This window comes from Flagellimonas halotolerans, from assembly GCF_035818535.1.
In the GTDB taxonomy this organism is placed as follows: Bacteria; Bacteroidota; Bacteroidia; order Flavobacteriales; family Flavobacteriaceae; genus Flagellimonas; species Flagellimonas halotolerans.
Map to the genome: position 1 here is coordinate 56672 of NZ_JAYKYV010000009.1, position 20173 is coordinate 76844.

Here is a 20173-nt window from a genome sequence, read left to right on the forward strand (position 1 = left end):
AATCTTTTGAAACTATCCAGGGAAATCAAAACTGGGATTATCGTAGTCGCTGGAATCGTTGCCTTCATTTTTGGGCTTAGCTACTTAAAATCCTCTCCACTTTTTGAGAACAACAAGACTTTTTATGCTGTTTACGACAATGTGGGCGGATTACAGCCCGGGACCCAGGTTTCCATTAACGGATACAATGTTGGCAATGTTACCAGTATCAATTTTAAGGACAGTTCCGGTAAATTGTTGGTGACCTTATCGATCAATAATGAATTTGAATTTTCCAAAAACAGTATTGCTGAACTTTTCGATACCGGTATCATCGGTGGAAAAGGCGTTCAAATTGTTCCCGTGTTTGATAAAGCGCCCAGGGCAAAATCAGGAGATACACTGCAATCCAAAATAAAACCCGGCATCACCGAGTTGGTACAACAAAAATTGACGCCCTTGCAGATGAAGGTTGAAGGAGCGGTGTCCAACGCCGATACATTATTGATGAATGTGAACCAGATATTGGACGACCCTACCAAAAAACAGCTGCAAGAAACCATAGTTTCATTAAATCAGTTGGTAAAATCCTTTAAGGGAAGCGCGGATAATCTTCACACTTTGCTGGACAATAATAAAATGCAGTTGGACAGTTCCTTGAAAAATGTAAACCGAATCACTTCCAACTTTTCAAAACTGTCCGATTCCCTGGTAAACTCCGATCTTGGTGGGACCCTTACCGAGTTCAAGACTACCGTGGAAAAGCTTAACGACATATTGGCCAAAATAGAAAGGGGCGAGGGCTCTTTGGGCAAATTGCACCAAGACGATGCGCTCTATAACAATTTGGCCGATGCATCAAGGGAGTTGGATCTATTGTTGCAGGATTTTAGGCTAAACCCCAAACGCTATGTCAATGTTTCCGTATTTGGTAAAAAGCAAAAAGAGTACACGCTCCCAGAGAACGATCCCGCAGAGCAGCAGGATTCTACGGGACTAAAAGAAAATCAATAAATGGAATATCTGCCCAATATAGTATTCGCCATAGCCCTGATTCTGGGTGTTGGGTTCTTTGCCCGCAATGTTAAAAAGTTGTCCCGGAACATCAAACTCGGAAAGGATATTGATGTGAGCGACAACAAATCCCAACGGTGGAAAAACATGGCAAAGATAGCTTTGGGACAGACCAAAATGGTAGTGCGGCCCATAGCCGGTCTTATGCATATTATTGTTTATGTGGGCTTTATCATTATAAATATAGAGGTGCTCGAGATCATCCTCGATGGCCTTTTGGGAACACACAGGTTGTTTTCTCCCTTGGGTACCGTGTACAATTTTTTGATCGGGTCTTTTGAAATATTGGCACTTTTGGTCATTGTCGCCGTAGTGGTTTTCTGGATCAGAAGGAATATCATCAGAATACAGCGTTTTATAAAACCCGAAATGAAAGGTTGGCCCAAAACCGATGGAAACATGATCCTCTATATCGAGTTTGTGCTGATGCTCTTGTTCCTGACCATGAACGCTACGGATTTTCAGTTGCAGCGGATAGGAGCGGAACACTACGTGCAAGCAGGATCCTTTCCCGTGAGCCAGTTTATCGCTCCCTTGTTTGACGGGCTATCGGAATCTTCATTGATCTTTGTGGAACGAACAGCATGGTGGTTGCATATTTTGGGCATATTGGCTTTTTTAAACTACCTCTATTACTCAAAACATTTGCATATCCTTTTGGCCTTTCCGAACACCTATTATGGAAAAGTAAAGCCACAGGGACAGTTCAATAACCTGGAATCCGTCACCAAAGAGGTGAAACTGATGATGGACCCCGATGCAGACCCATTTGCCGCACCCGCGGAGGATGATGCGGCGGAGCCCGAGAAATTCGGGGCCTCGGATGTCACGGATTTGAATTGGGTACAACTGCTCAATGCCTATACCTGTACCGAATGTGGACGATGTACTTCGGAATGTCCGGCCAATCAGACCGGAAAAAAATTATCGCCCCGAAAAATTATGATGGATACCCGCGACCGTCTGGAGGAAGTGGGAAAAAATATAGATGCCAATAAAGGAAAGTTTGTTTCCGATGGCAAGGAATTATTGGGCGATTACATCACAACGGAGGAACTTTGGGCTTGTACCACTTGCAATGCCTGTGTTGAAGCCTGCCCCGTTAGCATAGATCCCTTGTCCATTATTGTGGAAATGCGCAGGTATTTGGTCATGGAGCAATCGGCCGCCCCTACCGAACTGAACAATATGATGTCCAACATAGAGAACAACGGAGCCCCTTGGCCCTACAATCAAATGGACCGTTTAAATTGGGTAAACGAATAAATCTAGTACTATGAGCGAACAATTAAAGGTTAAGACCATGCAGCAGTTTATGGCAGAAGGCAAACAGCCGGAAATATTGTTTTGGGTAGGTTCTGCGGGTAGTTACGATGATCGTGCCAAAAAGATATCGCGGGCCTTTGTGAAGTTGTTGAACAAGGCCAATGTGGATTTTGCCGTTTTGGGTACCGAGGAAAGTTCCACGGGAGATGTGGCAAAAAGAGCCGGTAACGAGTTTTTGTTCCAAATGCAGGCCATGATGAACATAGAATTGTTGAATGGCTACGAAATAAAACGAATAGTCACCTGCGATCCACATTCTTTTAATACCTTAAAAAACGAATACCCAAGTTTAGGTGGCAATTATGACGTGGTCCACCACACACAATATCTTAAAGAACTTATTGATGACGGGCGTTTGGCCATTTCGGGGGACAGATACAAGGGAAAACGCATTACTTTCCACGATCCCTGTTATTTGGGCAGGGCCAATTCCGTTTTTGATGCACCAAGGGAAGTGCTCGGCAAGACCAGTGCTGAATTGGTAGAAATGAAACGACACAGGAAAACTGCCCTTTGTTGTGGGGCGGGAGGTGCCCAAATGTTCAAGGAGCCCGAAAAAGGGGATATGGACATTAACGTATTGCGCACCAAGGATGCCTTGGAAACCAACCCCAATATTATTGCAACAGCTTGCCCATATTGCAATACCATGATGACGGATGGGATAAAGGCACACGAAAAAGAGGACAGTGTCACCGTTTTGGACGTGGCCGAACTGTTGGCGAGTTCCCAAGGCTTATAAATTGAATATAAAAATGTCAGGTCGAGCGCATGCCTCCCGAATATGGGTAGGCGGTCGAGACCGAAATAAATAAAAAAAATGCTAGTAGATTTCAATGAATTGCCAGACCACTCCAGAGTTTGGATCTATCAATCCAACAGGAGTTTTACGGAAGAAGAACTGAAGGAGTTGGAAGAGAGCCTAACAGCTTTCCTAAAGGAATGGACCGCACATGGCAGTAATTTACATGCGGGATTCGAGATAAAGTACAAGCGATTTATCGTTATCGGATTGGACCAGACCAATGTAAGTGCATCGGGTTGCTCCATTGACGCTTCGGTACACTTTATCCAAAGTCTGGAGCAGCAATACAATGTAGAATTGCTGGACAGGATGAACGTATCCTTCAAACAAGGTGAATACATTGCCTACAAGCCCCTAAAAGATTTCAAGAAAATGGCCAAGGCCAAATCGGTTTCCCCGAACACCATTGTTTTTAACAACTTGGTGGCCACAAAACAGGAATATTTGGACCATTGGGAAGTCCCTGCCAGCGAAAGTTGGCACTCCAGGTTTGTATAGGTTTTAAATACTGGACGTCAAAGCTTCAAATTCGATTGATTTCAGGGCGTGGACCAACACCGAGAATTTTCATTGACCACGGCCACTTCTCGGCACCTGCCTTTGCCTACGAACGGGATATAGTGCTTTTCGGGATTTTTGTGGAAGAATTGCTACAACTAAAGCACTACACTCTTAAATTATCTTAAATCTTATGCTTTCCTCGATGAAATGCAATATTTTTATTGCCAATAAGTTCAGGTCTTAGACAAGATTTTTATGCGGATAAATCTCCATCTCCCCCTTTTTCTACTGTTTTGTTTACAAGCTATCGGGCAATTTAACCCGTTGGTTGTTAAAGACTCCGTGGCCCAAATGGCATGGGTGGAAAACCACTATGCAAACATGACGCTTGAAGAACGGATAGGACAGTTGTTTATGGTGAGCGTTGCATCGAACCAAAGTAAATCCGCAACGGATAGGGTAAGGGACCTTGTCGCATCCGAAGGTATTGGAGGGGTCATCTTTTTAGTGGGGGGACCTGTCCAACAAGCACAATTGACCAACGCATATCAAGCAGTATCCAAAGTGCCATTGCTCATTGGTTCCGATGCGGAATGGGGCATGGCCATGCGTTTGGATTCCACCTACGCTTTTCCATGGAACATGACCCTGGGGGCAATCCAGGATAGTGCCATTGTGGAAAAGGTGGGGCATCAGATCGGAAAACACGCCAAACGTCTTGGGGTACACATTAATTTTGCACCGGATTTGGACGTGAACAATAATCCGCAAAACCCCATCATAGGTAACCGTTCTTTTGGCGAAGACCCCAAAAATGTGGCAGAAAAGGGAAGGGCCTTTGTTCGGGGCATGGAAAAGGCAGGTGTACTCACCAGTGGTAAACATTTTCCCGGACATGGCGACACCGCTACCGACTCACACAAATCCTTGCCCATCATCAACTCATCTTTGGAGCGATTGGATTCGATTGAACTGTATCCTTTCAAAGAAGTAATGAGAGCCGGATTGAGCTCTACCATGGTGGCCCATTTGGATGTGCCCAGTTTGGAACCTCGGGAAGGGCACCCATCAACACTTTCCAAACGTATAGTGACGGGCGTATTGCAAAACCAATTGGGATTTAAAGGTTTGGTCATCACCGATGCTTTGAACATGAAGGCGGTTTCGGACTTTGCCCCCGAAGGCGAGGTGGAATTGCAGGCCTTTTTGGCAGGGAATGATTTATTATTGATGCCGGAAAACGTGCTCAAGGCCAAAGAAACTTTCATAAAGGCATATCACGATGGTGTGGTCACGGAGGAAAGATTGGCCAGGTCCGTCAAAAAAATATTGATGGCCAAATACAAGGCAGGTCTGTACAATTATGAGCCTGTGCGTTTGGAAAACCTCCATGAGGACCTGAACGGCATTGAAAACGATGTGGTCTACGAAGAGGCCATTGAAGCCGCCATAACGGTGGCCAAGAACAATTTTTCGTTGATGCCCATCAAAAAACTGGACAATAAAAAAATTGCTTATGTGCATTTTGGTGATGATCCCGGGGCCGCTTTCCACGAAGCATTGAACAAATACTACAAAGTAACCCATATCAAGGCCAGGGATATTGCCCGGTATAAAAAGGAGCTGGCGAAGTATAATTTGGTCATCATCGGTTTTCATAAGGACAATTCAAGTCCTTGGAAAGGCTACAAATTTTCAAAGAACGAGCTTTTTTGGCTGGAGGAAATATCCCGTTTGCGGACCAGTAACACCATTTTGGCCTTGTTCGCTAGGCCGTACGCTTTGTTGGATGTCCTGAATTTTGATACCGTGGACGGGCTAGTGGTGGGCTATCAAAATAGCAGGATAGCCCAGAAAAAGGTGGCCGAGCTTATTTTTGGTGCCATTGGGGCATCGGGCAAACTGCCCGTATCGGCCCATGGCGAGTTTCCAGTGGGCACAGGCGTTGATGTTGAGCCCATTCAGCGTTTGGGTTACAGTATTCCAGAACGGGTGGGGATGAGCTCCGAACTTTTGGCCGAGGTCGATACCTTGGTGCAACATGGACTGGATTCCCTGATGTTTCCAGGGGCACAGGTATTGATTGCCAGAAAGGGAAAAGTTGTCTACGACAAGAATTTTGGTAAACCCACCTATCAATCCAAGGAGCATATCACAGAACAATCTATTTACGACCTGGCTTCGCTAACGAAGATTCTCTCCACCTTGCCCTTGATCATGAAAATGGAGGAAGAGGGGGAGATTGCCCTGAACGATACATTCGGGGAGCTGATTCCCGAATATGCCGATACCGAGTTGAAAGAGGTATCCGTCCTCAAAGCCCTATCCCACTATGGGCGATTGCCTTCCTGGATTGCCTTTTACTTGGATACCTTGAACAAGGACCGAAAGCCATCATCGGAATTTTACAGGCGAAACCCATCGGAGGCATTTCCGTATAAAGTTGCCGAGCATTTATATCTGACCAGGTCATATAAAGATTCCATCTATAACAGGATTGGCAGACAAAGCCTTAAATCGAACAGGTACCGGTATAGCGATGTGGGTTATTATGTGTTCAAGGAGTATATTGAGGATACCTATAAAAGGCCTATTAACGAATTGATCGATGAGTTCCTGTACAAACCAATGGGGCTGCAACGAACCACCTTTAATCCCTTAAAAAAATTCTCCAAAGAGGAGATAGTTCCCTCCGAAGAGGACGACTATTACAGATATCAGACGGTGCAGGGCTATGTGCACGATATGGGTGCGGCCATGCAGGGCGGTGTAGGAGGCCACGCAGGACTCTTTAGCACGGCCAATGAGGTGGCAAAGATCATGCAAATGTACTTACAGGGCGGTTACTATGGTGGGGAACGGTTTTTTAATCCCCGTACGGTGAAGCGGTTCAATACCTGCTATTTCTGTAACAAAAATGTGAGGCGTGGCGTTGGTTTTGATAAACCCCAACTGGAAGAAAAAGGCCCTACCTGTGGTTGTGTGTCCAGGCAGAGCTTTGGCCATAGCGGATTTACGGGAACCTATACCTGGGCCGACCCAGAAGAGGAAATTGTCTATGTTTTTCTGTCGAACAGAACCTACCCGTCTGCAACGAATACATTATTGATCAAATCTGGATTGCGGACACGTATTCAGCAGGCCATTTATGATTCCATTATTAATTAGGTAATAAATAATTGCCTTAGATTTGTCTTATGAAAATAGCGATCGTGTGTTACCCAACCTTTGGCGGTAGTGGTGTTGTTGCCACGGAATTGGGTATTGCCCTTGCAGAGCGGGGCCATGAAGTACACTTTATCACCTACCGTCAACCTGTGCGTTTGGAACTTTTGGGGAACAACATTCATTTTCATGAGGTACACGTACCGGAATATCCTTTGTTCCACTACCAACCTTACGAGCTGGCGCTTTCCAGTAAGTTGGTGGATACCATCAAACTGTACGATATTGAACTGTTGCACGTGCATTATGCCATACCACATGCCTATGCAGGCTATATGGCAAAAAAGATGCTCCAGGAATACGGAATCTTTATTCCGATGATCACCACCTTGCACGGAACCGATATTACCTTGGTGGGCAAACACCCCTTTTATAAACCGGCGGTTACCTTCAGTATCAATAAATCGGATGTGGTGACCTCGGTCTCCGAGGCCTTGAAAAGGGAGACCTTAAAACTTTTTGATATTGAAAAGGATATTGAGGTGATACCCAACTTTATTGAGACCACCAAGTACAAGAACAATTATACGGATTGCCAGCGCACCATGATGGCAAGGGAAGATGAACGAATCATAACCCACATCAGTAATTTTAGAAAGGTTAAGCGCATCCCTGACGTCATTAAAATATTCCATCAGATCCAAAAAACAATGCCTGCAAAACTCATTATGGTAGGCGAAGGGCCCGAAAAGGAAAAGGCGGAAGATCTGTGCGATTCTTTGGGCCTGAAGGACAAAGTGTTGTTCTTGGGCAATAGCAATGAAATTGATCGGATCCTTTGTTTTTCCGATCTGTTCCTGTTGCCTTCGGAAACGGAAAGCTTTGGTTTGGCGGCCTTGGAGGCGATGATCAACAAGGTGGCAGTAATTTCCAGCAACACAGGGGGGATTCCCGAAGTAAACATTGACGGGGTATCCGGTTATTTGGCCAATGTAGGCGATGTGGAGACCATGGCAGCACGGGCCATAGAGATCTTAAAGGATGACGAAACCTTGGAAAAGTTCAAGGAAAATGCATTCAATGTGGCATCAAAATTCGATATAGTACATGTGCTGCCCTTGTATGAAGACCTTTATGAAAAGGCCTTTAGATCACGCTTTAAAAACACTTTTTAGCCATCAGATATATAGTCTTCATAGCATTGATCTGTTTGCTCTCCTGTAGGGCCCAAAAAGAGGGGCATTCCCCTGCGGGCGAAGCAATTGAAGGTATGGTATTGATAGACCATGATGATTTTGTCAACATAGATGTATTCGGGGCACGGGTGATTCGGGATGCAAAATCGTTGCGAAAATTTTATGCGGAAATAAACAAAACCCGTAAACCTGGCCTACCCGTTCCCGTTGTGGACTTTTCCCAAGAGCTGGTGATCTTGGTCTGTTTGGGCGAGCAGAAAGGGAATATAACGCCCGTATTGTCCAAATTAAAGGAGACCGACGCGGAAATTTCGATAGCCTTGGAGCTTGTTGAGCAGAAAAAGGAGGAAGCAACCACGGTCCAGGCCATTAATTTTCCCTTTTACCTCTACAAAATGCCATTGGTCGATAAAACCATCACTTTCCAAAGGATTCACCATTAGGACTTTTAAAATATATTTTGCTTCTCATCGAAAATAAGCGCACTTTGAAGTGCAAAGTTTCTTTTTTTAAGGGCTTGCCATAGCTTTAAGGCGATAAACCTCAAATCGAGTAAAAATGAATATTTCAAAACCTTTGACCTTGTTGGTCGTGGCTTTTTTTTCTTTTGCATTGACCTATGCCCAAGACCTAGAACTTACCAAGAAGGATAGTATTGTACAAAGCTACTGGCTTGTATCGTTGGGAACCAATGTGGTGGATGACTCCGGAGATGAATTTGGAAAGCTTTTTGACGTAGGGGATGCCTGGAACATAGTTCCTTATCCGTCCAGGATTAGTTTTGGCCGTTATTTTAAAAATGGTCTTGGCTTGGAAGCTATAGGTTCTTACAATAAGTACAAGGAAGGAAAAATTGTGGACAACAATGTTAATCCAGAAGATGTGGATTACTGGGGGCTTGATTTTAGGGTAAGCTATGATTTGAACATGATTTTGGGACACACAGGCTTTTTTGATCCATACGTGGGAATTGGTGCGGGGTATACCGATGCTAATAATCAGGGTAGGGGAACATATAATGCCGTATTGGGTTTTAGGACGTGGCTCTCCGATCATTGGGGCTTGGATTTCAACTCCACAGGTAAATGGGCCATGGACACGGAAAATGCAACCAATCATATGCAGCACGCCCTTGGAGTGGCCTATAGGTTTGATGTGGAAAAAGGACTTTCCAGAAAAGGAGAGGAGAAATTGGCCTTATTGCAGGAAATGGAAAAAGAGCAGCAAAGGGTTCAGGATTCCATTGCCAAAGCCGAAGAAGAGGCAAGATTGCTGGCCGAACGACTTCAAAAAGAAAAAGAGGCTGCCGCGCTTGCCGCAGCGAAAAAGGCAGAAAGGGAAGCGGAAGAAGCCAGAAGAGATGCACTGCAGACCAAGATAAACGATTTGGGGAATGTGTACTTTATGCTCAATTCCTCTTACTTGACTTCAAAAGATAAAGAATTGTTGGATCAGTTGGTCGCCATTATGGAAGATGAGCCCAACTTGATCATAAGGGTGACGGCCCATACCGATTCCAGGGGAACGGAAAAGTACAATCAATGGCTTTCGGAACGAAGGGCTGAACGCACGGTGGACTATGTCACTTCAAAAGGAATCTCAGAAGATAGAATCAGTCACGATGCTTTTGGGGAAACCCAATTGTTGAATGAATGTGCCGATGGGGTTTATTGTACTGAGGATAAACATGCCAAGAACAGGAGGTCCGATTTTGAGATAGTTGAATTTTAAAAACACCATAATATAAAGAAGAACCGACCATGTTATTCAACTCACTAGAGTATTTCATTTTCCTGCCAATAATGTTCGTGCTTTATTGGTTTGTCCTCAACAAGAGATTAAAGTTTCAGAATGCTCTTATACTGATTGGCAGTTATTATTTCTACGGTCTTTGGGACTGGAGATTTCTTTTTCTGATTATCGCCAGTACTTTTGTGGATTACTTTGTGGGTTTAATGATCCACAAAAATGAAGGCGATAGAAGTAGACAGAAATTGTGGTTATGGATAAGTGTTGTCTTTAATATATCGTTACTTGGATTTTTTAAATACTACAACTTTTTTGTTGATTCGTTTGTAGATCTTTTTGAGATGTTGGGTTATTCTATCAAGAGTACATGGACCTTGCGAATAATTCTACCTGTCGGTATATCTTTTTATACCTTCCAGACAATGTCTTACTCAATGGATGTTTATTACAAAAGGATAAAACCTTGTCATGATTTCTTATCCTTTGCGACATTTGTCGCATTTTTCCCTCAATTGGTGGCGGGACCCATTGAAAGGGCTTCGAACCTTTTACATCAGATAACCAATAAAAGGACCTTTAACTATGATCAAATAGTTAGTGGACTAAAGCTTGTTCTTTGGGGTCTTTTCAAGAAAATGGTTGTTGCTGATGGAATAGCCCCTATTGTGGACGATATATTCTTGAACTACGAAACCTACCCATCATCAACCTTGATTCTAGGGGTAACTCTGTTTAGTTTTCAAGTGTATGGGGATTTTAGCGGGTATTCGGATATCGCCATAGGTACGGCCAAATTGTTCGGAGTGGAGTTGATGTCCAATTTCAAGTTCCCTAACTTTTCAAGGAACGTTGCTGAATATTGGCAACGATGGCACATATCACTTTCGACCTGGTTCAGGCATTATGTGTACATTCCTTTGGGAGGTTCACGGGTTAGTCAGTCAAGGGCGATAAGAAACATTTGCATTATTTTCTTGGTAAGTGGTTTTTGGCATGGGGCAAACTGGACCTTTATTTTTTGGGGGGCTTTCCATGCATTGGCTTATATCCCCGTTTTTTTGATGGGTAGGAATACCATATATAAGGATAGCGTAGTAGGGGAGAATTCTTTTTTCCCATCGTTTGTTGAATTGGGTCAACTCATACTGACTTTTGGCATTGTGACCTTTTCAAGGATTTTCTTTAGGTCAGAGTCCTTGACCGATTCATTTAATTTTATTTCAAGAATCTTTACCGATTTCCAATTTGTACCCTATGAACACCCCAATGGATATCGAATGCTCGACTATTTTATATTATTGGCGGCTTTTGTACTTTACGAATACCGAATCAGAAAGGATGAAAGAAATCCGTTCAAGTTTAAATCAAAGGTAGTTAGGTTTGTCGTCTACACAGTGGTTATATTTGCTATTCTGCTATTTTACGACAGTGGATTTGATAGATCTTTCATATATTTTCAATTCTAGTATTATGATTAGGCTTTTTAAGAACATATTGATTTATGGAATTCTGATTTTAATGGTATTGGAAGGTTTGGTTCGTGTTTTTCATTTGCACAATGACCTGCCCGAAAGATATGTGGCAAAGGACGGAATACTTAAATGGGTTCCCGGTCAAAATGGTTATACGGTATATGGAAATCGGAGACAGAATTTTGCGGAATACCACATTAATAGCTCAGGTTACAATTCGTATAGGGAGTTTAAACCTACTGACAACAAGACAGAGATTGCAATCATTGGGGATTCGTATATTGAGGGGTTTCACCAAAATTATTACAATTCGATTGGAAAACAGGTTGAAAACAAATTGGATAATGTTGAGGTCTATGAATATGGACATTCATCAAATGATTTGGCCGATCAACTCTATCTAATTCATGCAAATCGTGAAAAGTTTGATAAAGTAGACTACGTCATTTTATATGTGAAATACGAAAATGACCTAAAGAGACCAGAATATGAATTTATTCCCAGAGAACCGCTTTTTCCGTTATTGAGACACTCCAAATTGGTGGTTTACTTGTTGAACATCGGAATTTTGGATCCCGTAAAGAACTTACATCAGAAGCTGAACTCCCTGAAAAATGGAATGCTCGCAGGAGGAGACAACCAACAGGGAGCACCAAAGGATAAGCCCAAGATAGATAGGGATAGCCTGTATTTGGAAAATTTCAAGAGTTTGGTTTCCAAGTATGGATTTGACAAAAGCAAGACTGCGATTCTATTGGATAGTAGAATCACCAACAGTGATTTTTTGGCTTACCTTAAACAAGAACATATAAATGTGATAGACTTTTCAGTTCCCTTTGAAGAAGCAGGGGGACATAGAAGGACCACATTGATTTATGACCGTCATTGGAACCATACAGGAAGGAAAATTATTGCTGCTGAAATAAGTACCTATCTTCAAAAAGTGTTTTCAAAGGAATAATATTTATATGTTTGAGTTGTAGAAATAAATTTGCAATGAGAAACTGGTTCAATTAGTGTATAACCCTAAGTATTTAGTACATGATCAACTTTAGGAGTGAATTATTCTGGTTACTGGATAAAGTCAAAGGCAATGTTATACGCGACAATCTCAAGAATATTGAAGAGTTATTTGATTTAGACTATAAACTGCTTCAAGAACAAAACCAACCGGTTTTGGGCCGTCTTTTGGACACTGCGGTCAACCACTCAAAATTTTACGGAACATACAAGGGATATGAATCCTTACAGGATTTTCCCGTGGTGAACAAAAGTATCATCAAGCAAAATTTTGATGAGATTACGTTGCCAGAGTCCATAGGGGGGGGGAGATTTTCCGTAAGCACAAGTGGCTCAACCGGAACCCCGTTCAAGATATATCAATCTGAAGGTAAAAGGCGAAGGAATACCGCTGATACTATTTACTTTGCCATGAAATCCGGCTTTGCCATTGGTGATAGATTACTGTATCTAAGGCTGTGGGCAGCATATTATAAAAAGCCTGAAATTTTGGCTTGGATACAGAATGTGGACCAATTGGATGTGGAAGAAATCAATGATACTTTTTTAGAGAGCTTCTTTAAGAAGTTGACAAAAGACAAACAAAGAAAAGGATGGTTGGCCTATTCTTCCGCATTTTCAAAAATTTGTAATTATTTGGATAAAGGGAACTACCCTCCATTGGATTGTAATGTTACGTCCATTATTGCCATGTCAGAGTCTTTGGATCTTTACACAAGAGAAAAGATGGAGTATTATTTTAAATGTCCCATCGTTTCAAGGTATTCCAATGTTGAAAACGGTATTATTGCCCAACAAATGCCCAATAGAAAGGAGTTTGACATTAATTGGGCCAGTTACTATGTAGAGCTTTTAAAGATAGATTCCGATGATCCAGCGGATATGGGGGAGTTGGGAAGGATAGTGGTCACTGATCTTTTTAACTTGGCTACTCCCATGATACGATATGACACAGGTGATGTTGCCACTATGAAAATTGGACCCAATGGCTTTCCCGAGTTTTCATTGGTACAGGGAAGAATTACAGATATTTTGACCAATACCAAAGGAGAGATCATAAGTCATTTCATCATTCATACCAATTTATACCGTTATCCGGAACTAGAGCAGGTTCAACTGATTCAGCGGAAAAATAAGAACTATCTATTCAAAGTAAATAGTACCGGAAGATTTGATAGGGAAGGGGAATTCATAGCCTTCTTTAAGGAATACTTGGGTGAAGATGCCCATGTGTCCGTGGAATATGTCTCCGAAATTCCACTATTAAAATCTGGTAAGCGAAAGATTATCGTCAACGAAACTACATAGCAGACACTAGATTCTTAACCACGGGGTGCTTTAGATAACCTCCATAAGCAACTTCAGACATGGCAATGTTGGAATCGTGATTGCCCTCAACCACCATTGGTCCATCAGGGGTAATGGCTATATCCCATCCCACCACTCTATTGGGAATCAATTGACTCATATGAAGTGCCAAAGCCTTTGCCTCTTCATAGTAGGGCACTTTAAAACCGTTGAACTCAAACCCAGTGTCGGGATGATTCACTAATTCCTTGCTTCCATACACTCTTTGTGGGTATCCCTTGCGCATCAAACAACCATTTTGATCTATTGAAACAAAAAAGCCTCCTTTGGATCTATTGTCAATCTTATTTCCCCCTTGTCCAAAACGCATGACACTGCCGAGGAGATGTTCTTTGCCCTTGTGGTCAATGGCAATATCCAAACGGATGGTATTGATGCTGTGGGGATATATTTTGTTTATTTCTTGGTGTTGCTCTAGCCATTCTTGATGTACATAAGTCCCGGAAAGAATAAGATGCCCAACTTCTTGTATTTGTTCCCTGAAAGATTTCTTAGCGAGTATGAATATTCCGGCACCCCCTTTGGTATTAGTACTTTTGAGGATAATTTCGGATGCTTTGGCATCCTTGAAAATATTTGAAAAGAATGCAACCAACCCGTCATTTGACTGTACATTGGTGGCACTGTCATTGTGGTAAAAGGCCCCATTCCTGTTATAACTGGTCATGACCGGTCTAGGTACCTGAAATTGATTGCAGAACAACTCAAAGAAAATTTTATTACCAAGGATATTTACATAGAGGGGGTCATGGATTTTTTCAGAACCGATCAGCCCAAAATAGGTCTTAATAGGAATAAAATCTTTGTACTCCTTAAAATCGTTTCTATAGAGAAATCTCGAAAAATAATGGTAGGGAATCTGTTTGTGGATAATGGCAAGGTGAATAAATTCATAAGCAATCCGGGAATAGCTCTTTTTATCCTTTTCTTTCAGGAACCCTTTAAAAAATGATGTTATACCCTTAAAACCCATTCTCTTTATTATTAGTGTTTACCCTGATGTTACATTTCGTTCAATACCTGCTTTCTTTTTCCTGATGAAAGTAACGGGATTTCCTCTACATACTCAATGGTAATGTTCGCGTCTTCCCCCAAATACGTTTTGCTGTCCGAAATCAATTTATGTTCTCTGGAGAATACAGTCCAAGGGTTTAACCTAAATATATATTCACCTTCGCCTTTCTGAACGAATTGAAACTGTTTTAGATCTCTGTATTCCGATAGTTTTTGCACCACCATGTATGGAGATATGGTTCTTCCCGAAGTGTCATAGATCAAGTCAACTTTTCTTCCTTCTATCCTGTTGAACCTAAAAAAGTCGGAAGGGGAGGTAATGGTTTCGGTTGTACTGGCCAAATCACCGGTGTCATAACGTATCAACGGCATGCAATAGTTGAACAGATCTGTTACCACTATCCTTCCCAGTTCCCTTGGTTTGGCAGGTTTGTCTTCTTTTAAGTCCAAAAGCTCAAAATGGAAGCTGCCCCAGTTCAAATCGTAATCATACGATCCGGAATAAGGTTGCTGTCCCATAATACCACATTCCATGTTTCCATATCTGGCCACTGTGGAGGTATTGAAATAATATTGCATTTTGTCCTTGGTGGATTTGCTCAGGGCATCACCATCCGTTATTATGGATTTGATACGGAGGTCTGTCAAAGGTCCTGAATTTTTCGAATCGAGATAGTTGACCAAGATATCGCACATGGAAGCAAAGCAAACCACACATTTTTCGGAGGGGTCGTTCCTAAAGTCGTTAAGCAATTTTTCCATGTCCTTATCGGTATAGTTGACTATGCCATAAAGCTTCATGTTTCTCTGGATGAAAAGCAAAGAATTCTTATTTCTTTTATGCCATGCTCTAATAAGGTATAACCTATTGCCCAAACCATATCCGCCACTTTCCGCATAATAAATGTTATCCGCCGAATGCCGTTTCCTTTTATCGGTATTATGAAAAAGCTTGAATGGTGTTCCTGTGGATCCTCCAGTGAATACCGGGATGTTGGATTTGTCCTTGAACATTTCCGATTTGAAATCCTCATAGGCATTACGGACCATATCCTTATTGACGACAGGGAACTCCTTTAGATTGGCGGAAATCCCCAAGGCTTTGTAAAATGGTGTTGTTGCAATGGCATGTACCAGCGCTTTTTCAAGATTCTTTTGGTGTACTTCAATGGCTTTTTTATCCGTCTCGTTTTGATTTACAAACCCTATTTCGCGATAATGCTTTTTAATGGCACCTCCCTTTATGGAGTCCATCGTCCAAAACAGATTTTTCCTAACTGAAGATAATATGTTCATTTCTTTAAATATTTTAAAAGTGCAGGAATCCGTGTAGATTAGATATTTTCTTGTGGAATGGGCATGAGATTATCAAATTTTGAAAAGGCCAATCCATCCTTGAACCTATTGAATTGGTCCATGTTTGACTCATGGTTCAACCAAGCGAGGTAAATGGCAGGAGTATTGATTCCCGCTTCGTGGGAAAATGGATACCCACCGCCAAAGCGCGGGTTCATTTCCAGGAAATATACTTCTCCGTCCACCACAAAAAAATCACAGTCCATATTTCCAATGTGCTTGGTGGCCCTTCCAACTTTCTCTGCCACTTTGTTATAATCTGCATTGATGACGGAAACGGCCTTGTCCGTCTCTCCGGAACGCATGGCAAGTTTTTTTCGAACAAAGGAACCATAGAACTCACCCTCAAAGTTGTTCAAGATATCCACACCAAATTCCTCGCCATTGAGCTTTTCCTGTATCATGATGGAGTTCTGGGCATCCGTGGCACTAACCGTACCCAATATGGACTGGCTTACCTTTAAATGCTGTAGCTGGTAGGAGAGTTCCAGTTCTTCTTCCGAATGTACAATATCTATGCCTATGGAAGCACTTCCCCACCTAGGCTTCACGATCAGGGGAAATTTTAGTTCATTTTTTTCCAAGGCTTTCTTGGCAGTGGCAATGTTAATGAACGTAAGCGGGGTATTGATTCCATTTTCTTTAAAAAAATGATATGTCTTCCATTTATCGAAACAGATATCAATTGTGCTTTCCGGCGAAATAAGAACCTTGACCCCTAAAGTTTCCAACTTTTCCTTATTCTCGGCCAAAATGGGCAGTTCAAGGTCATTTAGGGAAATTATGGCATTGATGTTCTGTTCCTCTACAATGGCAATTATGGAAGAAATATAGTTTTCATCATATATGCTGGGCACGACTTTGGCTATATCGGCATCTACCAGGGCAGGGGCGGAAAGCTGCATGTCTACAGCCACAACTTTTCCATGACCGTTAAGTGCACTTTTAAAGTAATTGATCAAGTAATTTCTGCGCCCGGCACAGGTAAAAAGGATGTTCATAGTACTTGGGATTAAGCTGTTTTTAGTCTATACTTTGGGAAAAAATTGGACTCATGGTTTTTTTGTTCAGTGCTTACCATACTATGGTAAACGTCAGGAATGACTATGTATTTCCAAACCTGAAAATCTGCATATTTCTTAGAGAAGGAAGATTTGAACCTCATTAGGGAACCTTCCCTTCCACCTCGACCTCCACCCAAATTGAGTACCTTGATGTCCATGTTTTTGTATCGCTTTCTACATTCATCAAATAGCAATCGTAAAGGACTGCACTTAAAAAACTCCTCGGCAATGAATGCCAGTTCCACCTGGGCTATGTTGTTGGTCTGTATAACCAGTACACCGGCCATTATTTGTTGGGTTTCACTATTGACGGCGAATAAAATCTCTGATTTGGAAAAAACGGATTGGGCTAGATGGTTGAAATAATTCTTTTTAAAATAGAACCGTGGTTTGGCCTTGAGCCTATCCAAGCTTTTGTAATAGTAAGAGATAAAGGTATCCATATCTTTGCTGAAATCACCAAGTTTTACTTCACAAGACTTTTTCAGCTTTTTTAATGACTGTCTTGTATTCCTGTTATAGGCTGAGTACTGGTCAGTTTCACTATCTGTTTGAAGAAAATACACCAATTCCCCTACTTTTTCAATATTGCCGCAGCCTTTTAAAATTTGGCCCTGATGCGGAATATAGGGATTGAGCTTGGAAAAAACGGACACAATATTTTTCTCAAGCAATAGATTTTTCAATTCGCCCAAAAAATCTTCGTTGTTAAATCCAGGGTTCAGTTTTTTGTACATTGGCCCAAGATAACCATGCACGGATGTAAGGTCGTAATAACCATTCTCCAAATTCCTTTTGATCATGGGGATGCCAATTTGGACATCACCTTCTTTGTAGGCTATCAGTACAGCTTCCGTATCTTCTTCCAAGAACAGGGTGTGATAATCATACGTATGGTAAAAATCAAAAAAATCCATATTTGAAACCCACGTGTCCCATTCCTTCTTTTTTTTGATTAGTTCGATCATTTGGCTAAATAATTATAAATTCCCCCAGTGTACCAGAACAAAACCTGGCCTGTAATTTTCTTTTGTTCTATGGTCTTGAGCATACCATAAAAGGCTTTTGCGGTATAGGTAGTATCAAGCGCAAAGCCATAATTCATCAATGAGTCATCGGCTATTTCCTTGATGTCAGCATTATATTTTTCATAACCACCGGATAAAAAAGAATCATCCACCACAATGGATATTTCATTTTTTTCGATATAGTATTCATCACATAGTTCGTTGTAAAACTTTCCCACGATATTTTGGGCTCTTTCGGAGGCTCTTCCAACTGAAATGCCCACTATCTTGATATCCACATTTTTTTTGGAAACCCCAGCAAGAAGGCCTGATTGTGTTGTTCCGGAACCTGAGGCCAAGAATATATAGTCGGGCTTGTAGTTGTTTTCCAAAAGCTTTTCCAGCTCCGTGATGTAACAATGACCTGCTTCAAGCGTATGTCCACCACCGTAAATATAAAGCGGGTTCAGCCCTTTTTTAATGTATTGTTGCATGGCCGCGTCCATATGATCTGAAATTTCAGATGAATCGCAAAATACCAACGTGGCACCGCTTTCTCTCATGATCTTTGCATTTCCGGATTCGGATAGTATTCGGTTTTTATCCCCGTGCAGTACTAGGGTACATTCCAGTTTGTTTTTTTTGGAATACAGTGCAACGGCCCTACAATGGTTGGATTGAACACCACCAGTGGTTACAAGGGCATTATGCCCCAGTTCTTTTATTTTGGCATCCAATGCCATCATTTTCCTTGCTTTATTACCGCCCCCTAAACTAGGATAGACATCATCTCGAAAAACTGATATCTGGTCATTTATTCTTTGTATCAATGGTGTTGGTATTTGGTTTTCTTTGGTTAATTCGGTATGTATCCAGTGCATCCATCTCTAGATCTATGACAATTTCATCATTGGAAACATGGAAGATTTTTTTTACTGTTTTCAGTAGAATTATAAAATCTGCCCAAAATGTCATGTTTTCCACATATTTTACGTCAAGAGCCAATTTTTGGTCCCAGTTTAGTTTGTTGCGTCCGGATACTTGTGCCAAGCCGGTTATTCCTGGCCTAACATTATGTCTTATTTTTTCTTTTTCTGTATAATAGGGGAGATAGCGAACTCGAAGGGGTCTTGGGCCTACCAAGCTCATATCTCCTTTGATGACATTGATGAGTTGGGGGATTTCATCCAATGAACTTTTTCTCAAAAAACTGCCAATTGGTGTAAGCCGATCCGCATCTGGAAGCAAATCACCAGAAGAGTCAACGAAATCACTCATGGACTTGAATTTTATAATTTTAAATACTTTTTCATTTTTTCCCGGTCTACTTTGAAAATAAAAGGGTTGCCTTTTATTGGTGAACCACAGAATCATGTAAATGGTTGTAAAAACTGGGAGCAGGATAAGGAGTCCAATTAAGGACAGGATAAAGTCAATGATTCTTTTCAGAAAATTTCTGTACATGGGTTGTTAAATAAAAAATGTGTAATTACTATTGGCCGACCATAAGCCCTAGCCTTATAAATCAGTTTAAAAACGATATGGTATTACCATATATGGATCATTCAAATTTAGCTTCCTTTTTTATTATCTGATCTATATATATCATTAACATCCCTAAAATTTATATTTGCCAAACCCTAATCTTGTTTTTAACTTTTTTTTTCATTTCATTAAGTGTCTTCTGTTTACAATTTTCATTAATTTTTTTTTACTGCTTCGTGTCAAAATGTTTGGGGGAAATTATAAAACGAGTTTTATCTGCAAACTTTTATGGTCATATCCAATTTCAATTTTGTACCCAGGGAATTCCACCGCTCCAAATAAACCACAGCGTAATCAAGAAACCTATGGAAGGGTTGTCTTGGTGTTCGTTTTTTGGGAATAGGGATAACGTAAATATTTTTGGGACCATGAAGGTTGAATTCCTGTACTTGCGTATAAAAAACCTCTTAACTTTTCTGAGGTTGATTTTTAAATTCCCCATGGGGTATTGGTTGGAAAATGATTTAAGTTATTAGGTGAAATTACTTGATACAATTATGTTAAGTCAATTTTATAGATTAAAACCAAGATA

General features: G+C 41.4%; 17 protein-coding genes. 11 read left to right on the top strand and 6 right to left on the bottom strand.

The genetic code is table 11. The features are described 5' to 3' along the window. Positions 1 to 6: 6 nt before the first annotated feature. From VM932_RS11650 to VM932_RS11700, 11 genes are all read left to right on the top strand, one after another. Positions 7 to 993, top strand: coding sequence for an MlaD family protein (locus tag VM932_RS11650; RefSeq protein WP_326278959.1), 987 nt, complete (start codon positions 7 to 9; stop codon positions 991 to 993). Beyond that, positions 994 to 2319 carry a (Fe-S)-binding protein gene (locus VM932_RS11655; RefSeq protein ID WP_326278960.1) on the top strand — a complete coding sequence of 442 codons (1326 nt, stop codon included), beginning with the start codon at positions 994 to 996 and terminating at the stop codon, positions 2317 to 2319. A 10-nt stretch (positions 2320 to 2329) separates the two neighbouring features. Continuing rightward, complete coding sequence (locus VM932_RS11660) at positions 2330 to 3121, top strand: (Fe-S)-binding protein (protein WP_326278961.1); 792 nt, start codon at positions 2330 to 2332, stop codon at positions 3119 to 3121. Positions 3122 to 3199: 78 nt separating this feature from the next. Continuing rightward, on the top strand, positions 3200 to 3682 hold the full coding sequence (locus VM932_RS11665) for an ABC transporter ATPase (RefSeq protein ID WP_326278962.1): 483 nt from the start codon (positions 3200 to 3202) through the stop codon (positions 3680 to 3682). Between the two features lie 258 nt (positions 3683 to 3940). Further along, positions 3941 to 6853, top strand: coding sequence for a serine hydrolase domain-containing protein (locus VM932_RS11670; protein ID WP_326278963.1), 2913 nt, complete (start codon positions 3941 to 3943; stop codon positions 6851 to 6853). Positions 6854 to 6882: 29 nt separating this feature from the next. After that, a complete protein-coding gene (gene bshA / locus VM932_RS11675) occupies positions 6883 to 8025 on the top strand; it encodes an N-acetyl-alpha-D-glucosaminyl L-malate synthase BshA (RefSeq protein ID WP_326278964.1) in 1143 nt (380 codons plus the stop codon). A gap of 26 nt (positions 8026 to 8051) precedes the next feature. Continuing rightward, on the top strand, positions 8052 to 8489 hold the full coding sequence (locus VM932_RS11680) for a hypothetical protein (RefSeq protein ID WP_326278965.1): 438 nt from the start codon (positions 8052 to 8054) through the stop codon (positions 8487 to 8489). 115 nt (positions 8490 to 8604) lie between these two features. Beyond that, positions 8605 to 9777, top strand: a complete 1173-nt coding sequence (locus VM932_RS11685) for an OmpA family protein (RefSeq protein ID WP_326278966.1) — start codon at positions 8605 to 8607, stop codon at positions 9775 to 9777. 452 nt (positions 9778 to 10229) lie between these two features. Further along, a complete protein-coding gene (locus VM932_RS11690; RefSeq protein WP_326278967.1) occupies positions 10230 to 11261 on the top strand; it encodes an MBOAT family O-acyltransferase in 1032 nt (343 codons plus the stop codon). 4 nt (positions 11262 to 11265) lie between these two features. Further along, positions 11266 to 12228, top strand: coding sequence for an SGNH/GDSL hydrolase family protein (locus VM932_RS11695; RefSeq protein WP_326278968.1), 963 nt, complete (start codon positions 11266 to 11268; stop codon positions 12226 to 12228). 80 nt (positions 12229 to 12308) lie between these two features. Then, positions 12309 to 13595: a phenylacetate--CoA ligase family protein gene (locus VM932_RS11700; RefSeq protein ID WP_326278969.1), complete on the top strand. Its 1287-nt coding sequence runs from the start codon at positions 12309 to 12311 to the stop codon at positions 13593 to 13595. Here the strand turns inward: VM932_RS11700 and VM932_RS11705 are convergent. The 6 genes from VM932_RS11705 to VM932_RS11730 are packed head-to-tail and all read right to left on the bottom strand — an operon-like array spanning position 13588 to position 19560. After that, positions 13588 to 14628, bottom strand: a complete 1041-nt coding sequence (locus VM932_RS11705) for a sugar-transfer associated ATP-grasp domain-containing protein (RefSeq protein ID WP_326278970.1) — start codon at positions 14626 to 14628, stop codon at positions 13588 to 13590. The two genes, VM932_RS11700 and VM932_RS11705, sit on opposite strands and share 8 nt — an antisense overlap. 29 nt (positions 14629 to 14657) lie before the next feature. Then, positions 14658 to 15965, bottom strand: a complete 1308-nt coding sequence (locus VM932_RS11710; protein WP_326278971.1) for a phenylacetate--CoA ligase family protein — start codon at positions 15963 to 15965, stop codon at positions 14658 to 14660. 38 nt (positions 15966 to 16003) lie between these two features. After that, positions 16004 to 17026, bottom strand: a complete 1023-nt coding sequence (locus VM932_RS11715) for an ATP-grasp domain-containing protein (protein WP_326278972.1) — start codon at positions 17024 to 17026, stop codon at positions 16004 to 16006. Between the two features lie 11 nt (positions 17027 to 17037). After that, a complete protein-coding gene (locus tag VM932_RS11720; protein WP_326278973.1) occupies positions 17038 to 18057 on the bottom strand; it encodes a GNAT family N-acetyltransferase in 1020 nt (339 codons plus the stop codon). Beyond that, a complete protein-coding gene (locus VM932_RS11725) occupies positions 18054 to 18926 on the bottom strand; it encodes a 1-aminocyclopropane-1-carboxylate deaminase/D-cysteine desulfhydrase (protein WP_326278974.1) in 873 nt (290 codons plus the stop codon). Before VM932_RS11725 ends, VM932_RS11720 begins: the two co-directional genes overlap by 4 nt. Next, the gene (locus VM932_RS11730; protein ID WP_326278975.1) at positions 18907 to 19560 is read right to left on the bottom strand and encodes a sugar transferase; all 654 of its coding nucleotides are present in this window, start codon (positions 19558 to 19560) and stop codon (positions 18907 to 18909) included. Before VM932_RS11730 ends, VM932_RS11725 begins: the two co-directional genes overlap by 20 nt. Positions 19561 to 20173 lie beyond the last annotated feature (613 nt).

Coding starts and splice junctions, on each gene's coding strand:
- VM932_RS11655 (WP_326278960.1), top strand. CDS start 994: ATGGAATATCTGCCCAATATAGTATTCGCCATAGCCCTGATTCTGGGT.
- VM932_RS11660 (WP_326278961.1), top strand. CDS start 2,330: ATGAGCGAACAATTAAAGGTTAAGACCATGCAGCAGTTTATGGCAGAA.
- VM932_RS11665 (WP_326278962.1), top strand. CDS start 3,200: ATGCTAGTAGATTTCAATGAATTGCCAGACCACTCCAGAGTTTGGATC.
- VM932_RS11670 (WP_326278963.1), top strand. CDS start 3,941: ATGCGGATAAATCTCCATCTCCCCCTTTTTCTACTGTTTTGTTTACAA.
- bshA (WP_326278964.1), top strand. CDS start 6,883: ATGAAAATAGCGATCGTGTGTTACCCAACCTTTGGCGGTAGTGGTGTT.
- VM932_RS11685 (WP_326278966.1), top strand. CDS start 8,605: ATGAATATTTCAAAACCTTTGACCTTGTTGGTCGTGGCTTTTTTTTCT.
- VM932_RS11690 (WP_326278967.1), top strand. CDS start 10,230: ATGGATGTTTATTACAAAAGGATAAAACCTTGTCATGATTTCTTATCC.
- VM932_RS11695 (WP_326278968.1), top strand. CDS start 11,266: ATGATTAGGCTTTTTAAGAACATATTGATTTATGGAATTCTGATTTTA.
- VM932_RS11700 (WP_326278969.1), top strand. CDS start 12,309: ATGATCAACTTTAGGAGTGAATTATTCTGGTTACTGGATAAAGTCAAA.
- VM932_RS11705 (WP_326278970.1), bottom strand. CDS start 14,628: ATGGGTTTTAAGGGTATAACATCATTTTTTAAAGGGTTCCTGAAAGAA.
- VM932_RS11710 (WP_326278971.1), bottom strand. CDS start 15,965: ATGAACATATTATCTTCAGTTAGGAAAAATCTGTTTTGGACGATGGAC.
- VM932_RS11715 (WP_326278972.1), bottom strand. CDS start 17,026: ATGAACATCCTTTTTACCTGTGCCGGGCGCAGAAATTACTTGATCAAT.
- VM932_RS11720 (WP_326278973.1), bottom strand. CDS start 18,057: ATGATCGAACTAATCAAAAAAAAGAAGGAATGGGACACGTGGGTTTCA.
- VM932_RS11730 (WP_326278975.1), bottom strand. CDS start 19,560: ATGTACAGAAATTTTCTGAAAAGAATCATTGACTTTATCCTGTCCTTA.